This is a genomic window from Ensifer sp. 38_S197, assembly GCF_056924495.1.
On sequence record NZ_JBXOVZ010000002.1, the window covers coordinates 3,190,963 to 3,203,268 of the forward strand.

Genomic DNA, 12,306 nt, shown 5'->3' on the forward strand with positions numbered 1-12,306 from the left:
AGAGTGCCTAGAGATTGATCGCCGCGAGCCACAGGGCGTCGACCTGCAGCTCAGACAGACCGAGCCCGTTCGCAATCGTCGCGACGAGCGGATGCCCGCGCTGGAACGTCTCGGCATATTCCCACTCGATCTGTGCCCTGTCCCGTTCGGTGCCCGCAGGCATGGCGGCAATCGTGACTGCCACCGCCTCGGGCGAAACGCCCGCGCCGACGAGACCGAGACGGAATTGCCGCGCGGAAAGCGACGGCATCACCCGCCGGCTCTCTTCATCGGTCGGGGGAACATAGTCGGCGACCGGAAAATCGCGGTTGTCGTCGAGCCACTTGCGGATGGTCGGATTGAGACCAAAGCCATCTTCAGGCCGCGATACATAATCGCAATCGTAAACCGCATCCTGCAGATCGGTGATGTTGCATTTGACCAGCAACACGCCGTCTTCCCTGGTCTTTTGAACGGAATAGACCTCATTCAACGAAAGCGCCATCACGCAGTCCTCTGCATCTGTACCATGGAATTGCCACTGGAATAGGTGATCTGCCCGCGCGCCCGCCAGGTCCCGCCCAACTGAGAGCTCGCCCCGACATCCAAGGTGTATTGATAGGCGGCAGTGGAGAGGTAAGTGGCGTACCCCTGGTTCCGGTTTCGCGTACCGTTTGAGTAACAGAGCACAGAATGGCCAACGGGGAAGTTTGTCTCGTCCTGGTTGGAACCGGTGTAGACGGTGGCCTTTTCGTCAAAAGCAACGTTCATCCATTTACCGAGAAAGGGTAAATACTGATTCCCGTCACTCTGAAGTAACCACGAACCCCAGATTAATCTATCTACAGAAGTGGTTCCATCCACACCAAGGGCATTGGCGCTGCTGCCAAAGCGGACAAATCCCTTGGCTCCATCTTGTTGCCCGCTAATTTTCATATGGTTGGCAACGTTGATGTCACCAATCCAAACATCGTCACCAACAGCAAAATTGGTGCCAAAGCCCGAGGAGCTCGAAACTACACGGTTCGCGTAAATGTCTCTGGAGAAGAACGCGTCGTTGCTATTATCCCAGCGCAATAGTGTGGTGGCGCTGCCGAAATTATTTGAGGATCTCTGGATGTAAAGCTCATTGGAATTAGTGCCAATAAAGCGGTATTGACTATCCGTGTCGACATTCATCCGCAGCTGACAAGAAGTGGAACCGTTCCCTTCAATTACGAAGTTAGTTCCGTTCCACGTCAACTCGCCAGCCTGCCAAATCTGCAAAGCCCTAACAAATGAGCCCGAGGCATTGTAGAGATTAATGCCTACATATTCGCTGCCATTGTCGTGGAAGACCGCGGCACGGTTGATACCCGAGGCGTTCATCAACCAAAATACGCGATTACCGTTGTTTCGGATTTGCATCGAGCCATTGGAGAGGACGTCTTGAGCTATCGATGTACCAGAAAAATACGCTGACGTCCCTGAAAGTGGGGTTCCGGCCAGGGTAAGCCCCCCTCCTTGAGCGGTGACAGTTAATCCGCCTTGGCCAATGGAACCATTTCCTCCTGAGGCTAAAATGCGTGCATCGAAGTCGATGTTGTTCCCTGACGAATGGAAATCTATGTAGGTGTTGGTAGCCGTACCGTCCGTTCGCCCCATTTCAATTCCGTTCGTACTAGGGCCATTCAAGGTTAGCGCAGCGCTTGCCGCGGACGACACTATCACGCTTCCGTTAAACGTCTTACCCGACATCGTCCCCGGCAGCCGCGCGTCCGCCAGCGTGCCAGAGGCCAAGTCGCTCGCGGATCCAGACGAGGCTACCGCCGCCAGCCCGAGAGTCGTTTTCACCGACACCGCATCCACGTCGTCGAGGATGGTCCTGGCGAATGGTGTCAGTGCCGTCGTCGAATAGAGGTCCGTCCCCGTCGTGTAGAGCATTTGATTGGGCGTTGTCGTCAGACCGGCAATCGACTGCAGGCCTGCGTCCTGCGCCTGGACATTGGTGCCGATCTCAAGGCCGAGAGCCGTCCGGGCGCCGCTTGCGCTTGTTGCTCCCGTGCCTCCCGCGGTCAGCGGGCGCGGCGCGTTGGCGTCGGCCGTCAGGTCGTCGATCAGCGTGTTGTAGGGCACGCTCTGGATCGTGGTATTGGGCACACCTTTGGTGCCGGCGGGGGGTGAATAGACGCCACCTGTTCTGGGCATGGCTTGTCTCCATGGAAGTGCGGGTCGCAAGCTTCCCTATTGTTCCTGATATCGATGGAATGCGCGGTGCTACGCGCAGGCGCGCCCCGGCCCGCGGCGCGCGCCTTGTTGCGGCAGCGTGCCGGCCTATCGGAGGCTAACGGCGAAGAGGCCTGGATCGGCCGCCCTATCGCTTCTTCCGTCCGGCGGCAAAGAGCCGGCCATAGTCGACGCGGCGAATGCCGTCGGCCCCGCGGCTGACGGCATCGGGACGGATCCTCTCCACCTCCTGCGCCATTACGCCAAGGTGTTTCGGGCCACCCCCGGGCTCGCCCTTGTAGCGGTATTCGTAGAGCGAATGCCCGTCGAGCGTGCCGACCCGCGTGATGTCCTTCTTGAGGCGGCGGTCCGAGACCTTCTTGCCAAAGGGCAGCATGCCGAATAGATTGCCGAGCGCACTGCTGGCAGCGCTTTGGCGCGTTCGATAGGCATCCAGCTCTCCCTGATACTTGTTCTGCACCAGCCCCGCATAATCCACCGGCTCGATCCGTTGCCCCTGTGTCGGCACGAAATTCGGGTTGCTCACCTGGGCGCCGGAAAGCAGGCTCGATATCTCGTTGATCGGCTGGTTGCGCTGGGCATACATCTCGTTGAGATATTGCGCCCGCGCCGCATTCTGTGCCGCAAGTTGCGCCTGCTGCGCGTTGAAACTCTGATCCTTCAGCGCGTTGTTGGCGGCGGTCGTCGACTGGTTGTTCTGATGCATCTGCTGCAAGGCGTCATTGCTGAAACCGGCAGCGGCGAGCGCCTGGTTGAAATTCTGCTGCTGGGTGGCATTTGCCAGCTGAAGGTTGTTGGCGTTCTGGGTGTACTGCTGGTTCTGCGCCTGGTTGGCGAACTGGCCGCTTTGCAGCATCTGGCCGTAGGCCTGTTGCTGTGCCGCGTTCTCGAAGGCCGCTGCCTGCTGCGAAAGACCCACGAGCCGGGATTGCTCCTGCCCGGCATTGAGAATGGCTCCGAAGCGGGCGTCATTCGCCTGCCGGTTTGCCTGATCGATGGCCCGGTTATAGGCTTCGGAGCCTGGCTGTAAGCCCTGATTGGCAAGCTGTGTCTCCAGCGCCGCGCGGTCTCGGTCAAGCTGCGGGTTCATGCGCGCCATCAGCGCATCCTCATAACGCTTCGTGTCGAAGTTCGTCTCGTAGCTGCGCCTGATGTCGCCCGCATTGCCAAGCGAGGTCTGTATCGCTCCGGCGTTGGCGACCACTCCTTGAGCGCTGCCCGTATTGGGAAGCGTCGTCTGCAGCGCCGGGCCGGGAGCGTATTGCTGATACTGCGGCAGGTTGATTGCGTTCGGGTTGCCGGCCGCCGGTGCGCCGGAAAGATCGAGCGGCCGCCCCAGCAGATCGTGCAACCGTGCCGACTGGCTGTTGGCGAGCGTCGCCATGTTCTTTTCGGCGGCGTCCGTCTGGTCCTTGATCGCCTGTTGTGCCCGCGAAAGCGTCTGCGTCGCCGTCCAGGTGGGAATGTCGTAGAAAGCGCCGCTCGACGGGTCCTTCCACTTGGTGCTGCCCGTCTGCGAATAGGTCAGGCTGCCGTCCGGCGTCACTTGGTTGACATTGCCAAGGGTGCCATTGGCAATGGCGGTACCGATGTTGGTCGCGGTCTGCGCCGCCGCGGTCTCGCGCGGGTCCGGCGGCTTAGGAGCTTTGGGTTTTCCCATGGTGCCTACCTCTGGTTGGCGGGGTGCGCCCGCCATTCGTTGTCCGTGAGTGTGAAGATGATTTCCGCTTCGTCCCGCCCGCGAAGGCGGGGAATTCGGTGCGGCGTGAAACCGAACCGTTCGGCGATCGCGATCATGCCGGCATTGCGCTCGGAAACCCTGAGCACGACCATTTGGCAGCCGATCTCCTGGAGCGGGTAGCTGGCGACGATCTTGGCGCGCTCTTCGGGCGTATAATGTTCGGCATCGTCGATCGTCATGGTCACCACGGTCCGGTCCCCGGAAGGCTCCAGCAGATAGCGGCCGACGACCGCGCTCATGCCCTTCAGCGGCGTGAAGGTCACGGCGACCGAGCCACCCGTCGCATTGGTGCGGGTGATGCCTTCGAAATAGACGTCTTCCGGCGGCTCCTCGTCGAACCAGACATAGTCCACCGTGTTCGCCTGCCATTTCGCCCGGCCCTGCTCATAGGCTTTCAGAAGCAGCGTCGAAGTGCCGCCGCTGGCGTGGCGCACCGTCACGCTGTCGAGCGCGCCGGAGGCGCTGGAACGCCGGGTCCAGCCGGAAAGCGCTGCTTTCGGCAGATAGCCGGTGCCCCAGTCCTCCTCGCTCATCGGCGGGCCGACGAGCAGCCGCTGCACGCCATCGCGTGTCAGCTCGTGCGATTCCGAACCGCCGATCATCGTGATCGGACGGTCGAACCGTCGGCCCGCCCACCATTCGGGATAGTCGCCTGTCAGATGCATCGCCGCTTCCGCGGCACCGGCCAGCGTCTTGCCGAGCTGGTTGCCGGCCATGAACAGCCGCTCGCGAAAGCGGGCGCCGGCCGCATGAAACTCGGTCTGCTTCGCATAGGGCCGGTAATAGCGCAGCCTATTCGTGTTCTGCCGCCGCCCGATCTCCATCGCCAGCTCCATCCGCTCCCTGAGCAGCAAGGAAAGGCCTGATGGTCTGGTCGAGCTTGCGGATCCGCTCGAGAAGTTGCTCATCCGTCATCTCGCCGATCTGGTTTGGATTGATGGTCACGTCCTTCGGCATCAGCGCCGCCACGGCTTTGAGGAAATCATGCGGGTTCTTCTCGATCAGCGCATGGATCGCCGCCGCCCCTCGGGCTTCCCAGGCCGAAAGCATGTCTTCGAGGAAAAGCTCGCCCAGCCTGGTGCGCACCGCCTTGCGGGCGCGTGGCCGGGGGACCGCGCCGGCGCGATCGGCACGCGGCAGAAAGCGCCCCGTCTTCGGGTCCTTGGCAGGTTTGCTCGTCATGGGATTTGCTCCGCTCGGTCAATGTACCCGTTGCACGGCGTTGACCGAGATGGCACGGGCCTGACCGTCGGCCAGCGCCCCTGCCTTGGCGCCTGCAGCAGCCGGCACTTTCCACTTGGCAATCGTCAAGCGCCGGCAGCACGCGTCGCGAATGGCCGCGCCAAGCGTGACGGCAGCTCACAGAAAATTGCCGGTGTCACGCCCGATGTCACGCCAGCAAACTTGACTTCAGGTTGTATTACGTCATCAATGGATCGCGCCGGGTCGCCTGCCTCGGGCCTTGCCGGCGGAAATGTATGACGTGTGCCGATGCTGCGCAGGCGACAGCCGGGAAAGAGCCAAAGTAGTTCAATTTTTTAATAGTTTGTCAGTCTGGAAGTCCCGCCGCGGGAACCATGCGATGGATGCAACAGGTGTCAGATGATCCGCAACGCGTTCAGTAAGTTGAAGACCATTTTCGCCCCACGGCCCTCCGCAGCGAATATCTCGCCCAGGTTGCTTGAACTGGCCACCTCGGGCAATGTCGAGGCCCAGGCAAAACTCGGCGAAATCTACTTCAACGACGGCAGCGAGGAACACTACGCCGCCTCGCTTCACTAGAACCGGCAGGCCGCCCGCCAGGGCCATCCCGCCGCGCAAGCCCGTCTCGTCACCATCTATCAAAGGGGTCTCGGCATCGAGCGCGACCCGAAAGAGGCCTCGCGCTGGCTTCGCAGCATCGGGCAGCCGCGCCCGCGCCCCGAACCTGCCCGCGCCGTTTCCGGCAAGATCGCCAAACAGGAAGCGTGACGAGCGCCAGCCTGTTTTCCACGTAGACCTGCAAAGTAACGATCGGTGATGACCACACCGTTGCGCCATGTCCCGAGCGCCGCTCGGCCTGGAATCAAAAAGGCCGCTTCAATGACGAAACGGCCAGCCTGTAATATCCTTAGCCCGTATCCTGACGCTTGGCAAGCCCTCCGGACAAAATTTGTTCTCGTTATGTTCATTTTCTTGGCCGGCTTCATTTCGGTGGCAGCGCTCGCCCATCCGCCTCCCCGGCACGCCCCTTCGATTGGTGATATAGTGGCAATCGGCGACGTCGCCCGGTGCCCAGCGGTCTCCCGGATCTCCTGCCGGGGCCGAGCGTGCCGTGTCCGGTTCGATGGTGAGACGGCCAAGGGTCGCTCCCACGACGACGGGAGGGTTCCATGACCCCACGATACCTGATTGTTGTGATTTTCGCGGCGCTTGCCGCGCTCGCCGGCTGCACCAGCGACCAGGCCAGTCGCAACACCGCCCCTGCCCCAAGCCAGGGAAGCCAGGGCATGCAAGGCGGCGCCCAGGGCATGAGCCAGGGCGGCGGAAGCTCCGGCTACTAAGCATGTCGCGCAAAAGTGCGCAGCGGTTTTGCGATAACGACATGCGAAATATCAAAAACTTAAAGCGCAAGGAGCGAATCTGAAAGATCGCGACGCGCTTTAAAGCCTGTCGCGCAAAAGCGCGCAGCGGTTCTTGCGATGACGACATGCGAACCATCAAGGACTTGAAGCACAGGCCGCGCCCTTGCACGGGCGGCACCGATCGCAGATTGCCTATGTTCACCCCGCGCCTGACGGAGCGAAGCGCCCGGCGCCGAGCCTCCCGGCGCGGCGCCCCGGCGCCTGTCGATTGAACCTCCGGCGCCGAAACGCGTTGAGTAACTATGACGCGCAATCTCGGTGCCGCGCCATTTGTTTGCGCGCATTCTGTGTTAAGCTTCCCCTCGGGAGGAAAATACCATGGAGAATTTCTTCGCACTCGCCGCCATCGTCGTCGGTTCCGCCATCCTGGGGCTCGCGCTTGCCTACGGAATGCGCCGCAAGGATGCGCACCGACCTCCCGAGCACGACGATGCGCGGTTGAAATTCTAACGCCTGTCGCGCAAAAGTCCGCAGACGCCTTCGCGATAACGACATGCGAAATCAAAGACGTGAAGGCCAAGGCGCGAATCCGGAAGATCGCGACCTGCTTCAGACCCGTCCCCGCCGAGCAGCCGTGGCACGCGCAGTCCCTGCACTGCTGCAGGTCTTGATGCCCGCAGGCAACAGGGCTTGCCACTCGCCCTGAAATCGGAACCTTTCCCGCCCCCTCGCCTTACTCCTTGAACAAGGATCAGCCGAGGAGATGCGAGGATGAGCAAGCCGCACCCGAAATCACGGGATCTCAGGCAGACACCGGAAGACGGGCCCGGGCCAGCCGAGCCGGGCAGCGCCCCCATCGGCAAGATTCCGCCCGTGCCGGCCGAGCAGATGCCGGAGGGCGACGACCTGCCGCCGGCCGATCAGGGCCGGGTGCCGCCCGTTCCGAGCCGCGACGAGGCCAATATGAAGCCGGATGACGCCTTGCCCGAAGACCGCGAGGAGAAGATCATCGACGACGACCCGGCGCGCGAAAAGACCCGCTTCGACGAAGAACTTCCGAAAAGCAGCCGCTAAAGCCTGTCGCGCAAAAGTGCGCAGCGATTTTGCGGTAACGACATGCGAAATACCAAAGGCTTAAAGCAAGGAGCGAATCTGAAAGATCGCGACGCGCTTTAAAGCCTGTCGCGCAAAAGTGCGCAGCGGTTTTGCGATAACGACAGGCGAAATATCAAAGGCTTAAAACAAAGGAGCGAGATCGCGGCGCGCTTTAAGGCCTGTCGCGCAAAACTGCACAGCGGCTTTGGATCACGGCATGCGACGCATCAAGCGTAAGGTGCAAAGGGGTGATTTAGCCGGCTTGCAAGCCCCAACAAGTCATAACCTCCACCAGAGGTGGAGGTTTGAAACGCTGCGCTTGAACCGCTAGAAGCGGTTTTGCTATAAGTTAGTAGCTACGGTTAAAGAGGTCGGCAAAGTCGGAAGCTTTGTCGGCCTTTTCTTGATTGCGGATATAACGTCTGACGACCTGCTCATCATAGCCAGCCGTTGAGACGAAGTACCCTCGCGCCCAAAAGTGATACCCTTTGTAGCGCCGTTTGCGGGCGTATTTGTTGGCCACGTAAAGGGCGGTCTTGCCCTTCAAGAAGCCGACAATGTGCGACACCGAATATTTCGGCGGGATCGATATCAGCATATGCACATGGTCGGGCATAAGATGCCCTTCCTCGATCCGGCAGTCCTTTTGCAGAGCAAGCCGATGCAAAAGGTCACCCAATTCACGTCGCACGTCACCGTAAAGACGTTTCGTTCGGTACTTACTCGCGAAGACCACATGGTATTTGCAGTCCCATGTCGCGTGTGATTGCGATCGTTCATCCATAAAACCTCCGTTCTATGTCTCGGCCAGCCTAGCGGTCCAAGCACGGAGGTCTCTCAATCACAATGTAGAACCCGTCCAGTCCTCCACCGGAGGTGGAGGTTTACTTTGCTTACAAAAAAGCCCGCCGGTCGCGACGACCGGCGGGCCCTGTTCTGACTACTTCGCCTCGATCAATAGGGCGAGTAGCACTGCTGGCGCGGGCCGCCATAGGGCTGATAGCTGTTGTCGTAGGCGCGGTAGGAGCGATAGCGCGCATAACACCAGTCGACATGACGCTGGCTCACGCCCGGCTCGTACCGGCGTGGCGGAGCGGCAATGGCGCCGCCGATCACGACTCCTGCACCGAAGGCCGCCAGCGGATACCACCAGCCGTCATAGTGGCGTCGATAGCCGTAGCGCTCGTAGCGATAGCCGCGGTAGCCGTTGTAGTAGCCATAACGGTAGCCGCCATGCCATCCCGGCCGGTAGCCCGGGCGATAGGACCCGTACCGACCGTGCCAGCGCGGATGATATCCGCCATGGCCCCAGCCGTGGCCGTTACCATGTCTGTCACGAACCAGTTCGACATCGCTCTTCTGCACCCGCTCGATGGCAACAGCCGGCACGGCGTTCGCCGGCGTGATACCCGAAAGAGCCGTAACCGCCGCCATTACGACGATGGCAATCTTCTTCATTTCATCACCTGTCCGTTTGGAAACAGGCGCCAGTTTCGCGGAATGACGTGAACCCGCAATGAATGCGGAAATTCTAATGTGCAAACTCAACCAGAAGGCGCGGTTGCAGGCGCCTCACGGCCGCTGCGCTTGCGTCCCACGCAGCGTCAGCGCATGCGCGATCAGCGTTTCCACAGCCGCGCCGTAGGAGATGCCGTCTGCCGCAAGCGCCTTGGCGTACATGCTGATATTGGTGAAGCCGGGAATGGTGTTGATCTCGTTGATGACAAGGCTTCCGTCCGGCCGCAGGAAGAAGTCCACCCGCGCCATGCCGGCGCAGGCCAGCGCCCGAAAGGCCCGCTCCGCCATCTCCTGTGCCTGCGCGCTCACCTCCTCGGCCAGATCCGCCGGCGTCTTCACGATCGCGCCGCCCGCATCGACATATTTGGCGTCGTAGCTGTAGAAACCGTGGCTTTCGGCCGGGATGATCTCGCCCGGCCGCGACACGGTGAGCCCGCCCTTGGCGTCTTCCAGCACCGAGCATTCGATCTCCCGGGCCTGCACGAACTCTTCGATCAGCACCTTGTCGTCGTGGCGAAACGCCTCGTCCAGCGCAGCCTGAAGCCCTTCGAGGCTGTCGACCCGGCTGACGCCGACGGATGAACCCTGCCGTGCCGGCTTGACGAAGACCGGCAATCCCAACGTTTCCAGGATCGTTTCGCCGGAATAGCCATCCCCCTGGTGAAGGGCGATGGCGCGGGCGACCGATAGCCCCTCGGCCGCAAGCAGCCGCTTGGCGAGCGCCTTGTCCATCGCCACCGCCGAGGCCGCAACGCCGCAGCCGACATAGGCGATATCGGCCGTCTCGGCGTAGCCCTGCACCGTCCCGTCCTCGCCGAACGGCCCGTGCAGCACCGGAAAGATCAGGTCGACGGCCGGCAGCAGCCCTTGTGTTCCGTCGGCGGCAATGGTCACCGCCCGCCCCTTGCCACCCGGGATCAGCGCAACTTGCGCTCCCGCCGCCGGAATGGCCGGCGGCAGCTCGCCGTTTTCAAGTTCGACGAGCAGCCAGCGCCCGTCCTTGGCAATACCGATCGGCACGATCTCGTAGCGGCTGCGGTCGAGCGCGGCGACGACGTTGCGCGCCGACATCAGCGAAACCTCATGCTCCGCCGAGCGGCCGCCAAACAACACGGCAATACGCAGCTTCCCTGTCATGACATCTTTCCTTCAGAAACGTGGCCAATGCGGATTCGCAAGGAAGCGGTCGAAGATGGCAACAAGACGTCAAGGAAATGTGCTATCGCTGCGACAGGAAAATTTTCTCAAGCACTCGCAACGCCGCCTGCCCCCCAAAGGCGGCGACATGAAATTGGAACGCCAGATCAATTTTGAATAGGAGAAGCTGTCGATGGCCGAGGTCCTGCTCTTCCACCACGCCCAGGGTTTGACCGCGGGCATGCACGCTTTCGCCGACGAACTCCGGGCCGCCGGGCACACGGTGCACCTGCCCGATCTCTTCGAGGGGCGCACCTTCGAGAGCATCGAGGAAGGCGTCGCCTATGTCGGTGAGGTTGGCTTCGACGAGATGCGCGAGCGCGGCGTGCGCCTCGCCGAGACGCTTCCCCAAGGCCTCGTCTATGCCGGCTTCTCCTTCGGCGTGCTGCCGGCGCAGAAGCTCGCGCAGACCCGGCCCGGCGCCCGTGGCGCCCTGCTCTTCTACTCCTGCATTCCGATCAGCGGCCAGTGGTCCTTCGGCCCCTGGCCGCAACGCGTGCCTGTCCAGATCCACGGCATGGACAACGATACGATCTTCGTCGGCGAAGGCGACATCGACGCAGCCCGCGAACTCGTCGAAAAGGCCGAGGATGCCGCGCTGTTCCTCTATCCCGGCGACCAGCACTATTTCGCCGACAGCTCGCTGCCCTCCTACGACGCGGAGGCCACCAAGCTGCTGACGCAACGGGTGCTGGCGTTCCTCGACCGAGTCTGAGCAACGAAACCGATCCCGTAACCGGCAGCCCCAAAACAAGTCAAAGTGCTGCAGCGACCTTCGTGCGTCCGGCAGGACACGCGGCACCGTAGGGCGCCTGCGTGATGGCCATCTCGCGGCGGGAGGGACGGCCGAGCGGGCTCGCGCTCGCCACCTACATCGCGCTCGGCATCGGGCTGCACAATCTTGGCGAAGGCCTCGCCATCGGCGCCGCTTTCGCCGCCGGCGCAGCCGGCCTCGGAACCTTCCTCGTGATGGGCTTCACCCTGCACAACATCACCGAAGGCATCGCCATCGCCGCGCCGATCCTCAAGGCAAGACCGCCGCTCTGGCGGTTCGGCGCCCTGGCCTTGCTGGCGGGCGGACCCGCTGTCCTCGGCATGTGGCTGGGCAGCCTCTCCTACGCCCCGCATTGGTCGGCGCTCGCACTCGCGATCGGGGCCGGCGCAATCCTGCAGGTGATCGTCGCGGTCGCCGCATCGATGGCCCGGAGCTATGAAGGACGCCTGAAAGCGCTGCTGACCATGCCGGTCATGGCCGGCATGGCCGTCGGCGTCGCCTTCACGTACACGACGGCGATGCTGGTGAAGATCTAAAGCATGTCGCGCAAAAGTGCACAGCGGTTTTGCGGTAACGACATGCGAAATATCAAAGACTTAAAGCGCAACGAGCGAATCTGAAAGATCGCGACGCGCCTTAGTCGACGGAGGGGGAAGCCGCGCTGCTTACCCGCCGCTGCGGGGCCGAGCCTCGGCGCCGGTGAAACCCCGCCACTTGGTGCCGGAAACGAGATGCCGCTCTCGACCCCAGTATGTGCTCCGAGGCTGCTAAAGCGTTGATAGAAACCATGTTGTAACGAAGAAGCAGAAAGCAATCACCCATGTTGCGGCCAGAACCTTTGCCTCTCGTTTTCTGTGGGTGAAGAAATAACTGAGATACCGCCCCTGCTTGTCCATAAGAGGCAGGTCTTTCAATACAATATACCCGATCAGGATAATGAAGAGCGACGCCGGTACAAAGACACTAATTCCGAACACACTCGTAAGAACGCCGTTTGGTCCGACCATTTCTTGCATCCCTGATGCTCTCCGCTGCTCAAGTCGGGGCAGTCGCCTTTGGACCGCGCCGTTCCAGCATATCACTGTTCAGTATCAGGTCGATTAGCGACCGCTCGCCTCGGGCCTTTCACCGGGTACCAAGAGCCAGTTTTGTACCACGAGAACATCCTTTGTCCGTTCAAATAAGCGCGCAAAGAAACCTCCAGTATCTGG

General features: G+C 61.5%; 13 protein-coding genes and 2 pseudogenes. 6 read left to right on the plus strand and 9 right to left on the minus strand.

What is annotated here, in order from left to right:
• Window positions 1–7: 7 nt before the first annotated feature.
• The 5 genes and pseudogenes from AC1Z3V_RS28480 to AC1Z3V_RS28500 form a co-directional block, all read right to left on the minus strand.
• The gene (locus AC1Z3V_RS28480; protein ID WP_483503101.1) at window positions 8–484 is read right to left on the minus strand and encodes a hypothetical protein; all 477 of its coding nucleotides are present in this window, start codon (window positions 482–484) and stop codon (window positions 8–10) included.
• Complete coding sequence (locus AC1Z3V_RS28485; RefSeq protein ID WP_483503103.1) at window positions 484–2,166, minus strand: hypothetical protein; 1,683 nt, start codon at window positions 2,164–2,166, stop codon at window positions 484–486. Before AC1Z3V_RS28485 ends, AC1Z3V_RS28480 begins: the two co-directional genes overlap by 1 nt.
• Before the next feature lie 166 nt (window positions 2,167–2,332).
• Entirely contained in the window at window positions 2,333–3,865 is a 1,533-nt protein-coding gene (locus AC1Z3V_RS28490; protein WP_483503105.1) for a tail fiber domain-containing protein, read from the minus strand.
• Between the two features lie 185 nt (window positions 3,866–4,050).
• Window positions 4,051–4,854: pseudogene (locus tag AC1Z3V_RS28495) on the minus strand (terminase large subunit domain-containing protein); the annotation flags it as partial.
• Window positions 4,739–5,128, minus strand: coding sequence for a hypothetical protein (locus tag AC1Z3V_RS28500; protein ID WP_483503107.1), 390 nt, complete (start codon window positions 5,126–5,128; stop codon window positions 4,739–4,741). The gene AC1Z3V_RS28500 and the pseudogene AC1Z3V_RS28495, both read right to left, overlap by 116 nt.
• A 420-nt stretch (window positions 5,129–5,548) precedes the next feature.
• Between AC1Z3V_RS28500 and AC1Z3V_RS28505 the strand changes: the two genes are divergently transcribed.
• The 4 genes from AC1Z3V_RS28505 (at window position 5,549) to AC1Z3V_RS28520 (ending at window position 7,584) form a co-directional block, all read left to right on the plus strand.
• Window positions 5,549–5,728 carry a hypothetical protein gene (locus AC1Z3V_RS28505; protein WP_483503109.1) on the plus strand — a complete coding sequence of 60 codons (180 nt, stop codon included), beginning with the start codon at window positions 5,549–5,551 and terminating at the stop codon, window positions 5,726–5,728.
• A 590-nt stretch (window positions 5,729–6,318) separates the two neighbouring features.
• On the plus strand, window positions 6,319–6,489 hold the full coding sequence (locus tag AC1Z3V_RS28510; RefSeq protein WP_483503111.1) for a hypothetical protein: 171 nt from the start codon (window positions 6,319–6,321) through the stop codon (window positions 6,487–6,489).
• A gap of 399 nt (window positions 6,490–6,888) precedes the next feature.
• Window positions 6,889–7,020, plus strand: coding sequence for a hypothetical protein (locus tag AC1Z3V_RS28515; RefSeq protein ID WP_280137725.1), 132 nt, complete (start codon window positions 6,889–6,891; stop codon window positions 7,018–7,020).
• Window positions 7,021–7,281: 261 nt separating this feature from the next.
• Entirely contained in the window at window positions 7,282–7,584 is a 303-nt protein-coding gene (locus AC1Z3V_RS28520; protein ID WP_429807225.1) for a hypothetical protein, read from the plus strand.
• A 370-nt stretch (window positions 7,585–7,954) separates the two neighbouring features.
• Here the strand turns inward: AC1Z3V_RS28520 and tnpA are convergent, their stop codons facing one another.
• The 3 genes from tnpA to AC1Z3V_RS28535 all read right to left on the minus strand — a co-directional run bounded on the left by tnpA (window position 7,955) and on the right by AC1Z3V_RS28535 (window position 10,260).
• Window positions 7,955–8,389: an IS200/IS605 family transposase gene (gene tnpA, locus AC1Z3V_RS28525; RefSeq protein ID WP_483500592.1), complete on the minus strand. Its 435-nt coding sequence runs from the start codon at window positions 8,387–8,389 to the stop codon at window positions 7,955–7,957.
• A gap of 170 nt (window positions 8,390–8,559) precedes the next feature.
• Complete coding sequence (locus AC1Z3V_RS28530; RefSeq protein WP_483503113.1) at window positions 8,560–9,063, minus strand: BA14K family protein; 504 nt, start codon at window positions 9,061–9,063, stop codon at window positions 8,560–8,562.
• A 114-nt stretch (window positions 9,064–9,177) separates the two neighbouring features.
• On the minus strand, window positions 9,178–10,260 hold the full coding sequence (locus AC1Z3V_RS28535) for a D-alanine--D-alanine ligase family protein (RefSeq protein ID WP_483503115.1): 1,083 nt from the start codon (window positions 10,258–10,260) through the stop codon (window positions 9,178–9,180).
• A 193-nt stretch (window positions 10,261–10,453) separates the two neighbouring features.
• Between AC1Z3V_RS28535 and AC1Z3V_RS28540 the strand changes: the two genes are divergently transcribed.
• Together AC1Z3V_RS28540 and AC1Z3V_RS28545 are read left to right on the plus strand one after the other, a co-directional pair.
• On the plus strand, window positions 10,454–11,035 hold the full coding sequence (locus tag AC1Z3V_RS28540) for a dienelactone hydrolase family protein (RefSeq protein ID WP_483503117.1): 582 nt from the start codon (window positions 10,454–10,456) through the stop codon (window positions 11,033–11,035).
• Between the two features lie 101 nt (window positions 11,036–11,136).
• Window positions 11,137–11,631, plus strand: a pseudogene (locus tag AC1Z3V_RS28545) (ZIP family metal transporter); the annotation flags it as partial.
• Window positions 11,632–11,862: 231 nt separating this feature from the next.
• Here the strand turns inward: AC1Z3V_RS28545 and AC1Z3V_RS28550 are convergent.
• Window positions 11,863–12,111, minus strand: a complete 249-nt coding sequence (locus tag AC1Z3V_RS28550) for a hypothetical protein (RefSeq protein ID WP_483503119.1) — start codon at window positions 12,109–12,111, stop codon at window positions 11,863–11,865.
• Between the last annotated feature and the right edge of the window lie 195 nt (window positions 12,112–12,306).

Excerpts from the sequence above, each read along its gene's own strand:
- AC1Z3V_RS28480 (WP_483503101.1), bottom strand. The coding sequence starts at position 484 with ATGGCGCTTTCGTTGAATGAGGTCTATTCCGTTCAAAAGACCAGGGAA.
- AC1Z3V_RS28485 (WP_483503103.1), bottom strand. The coding sequence starts at position 2,166 with ATGCCCAGAACAGGTGGCGTCTATTCACCCCCCGCCGGCACCAAAGGT.
- AC1Z3V_RS28490 (WP_483503105.1), bottom strand. The coding sequence starts at position 3,865 with ATGGGAAAACCCAAAGCTCCTAAGCCGCCGGACCCGCGCGAGACCGCG.
- AC1Z3V_RS28500 (WP_483503107.1), bottom strand. The coding sequence starts at position 5,128 with ATGACGAGCAAACCTGCCAAGGACCCGAAGACGGGGCGCTTTCTGCCG.
- AC1Z3V_RS28505 (WP_483503109.1), top strand. The coding sequence starts at position 5,549 with ATGATCCGCAACGCGTTCAGTAAGTTGAAGACCATTTTCGCCCCACGG.
- AC1Z3V_RS28510 (WP_483503111.1), top strand. The coding sequence starts at position 6,319 with ATGACCCCACGATACCTGATTGTTGTGATTTTCGCGGCGCTTGCCGCG.
- AC1Z3V_RS28515 (WP_280137725.1), top strand. The coding sequence starts at position 6,889 with ATGGAGAATTTCTTCGCACTCGCCGCCATCGTCGTCGGTTCCGCCATC.
- AC1Z3V_RS28520 (WP_429807225.1), top strand. The coding sequence starts at position 7,282 with ATGAGCAAGCCGCACCCGAAATCACGGGATCTCAGGCAGACACCGGAA.
- tnpA (WP_483500592.1), bottom strand. The coding sequence starts at position 8,389 with ATGGATGAACGATCGCAATCACACGCGACATGGGACTGCAAATACCAT.
- AC1Z3V_RS28530 (WP_483503113.1), bottom strand. The coding sequence starts at position 9,063 with ATGAAGAAGATTGCCATCGTCGTAATGGCGGCGGTTACGGCTCTTTCG.
- AC1Z3V_RS28535 (WP_483503115.1), bottom strand. The coding sequence starts at position 10,260 with ATGACAGGGAAGCTGCGTATTGCCGTGTTGTTTGGCGGCCGCTCGGCG.
- AC1Z3V_RS28540 (WP_483503117.1), top strand. The coding sequence starts at position 10,454 with ATGGCCGAGGTCCTGCTCTTCCACCACGCCCAGGGTTTGACCGCGGGC.
- AC1Z3V_RS28550 (WP_483503119.1), bottom strand. The coding sequence starts at position 12,111 with ATGCAAGAAATGGTCGGACCAAACGGCGTTCTTACGAGTGTGTTCGGA.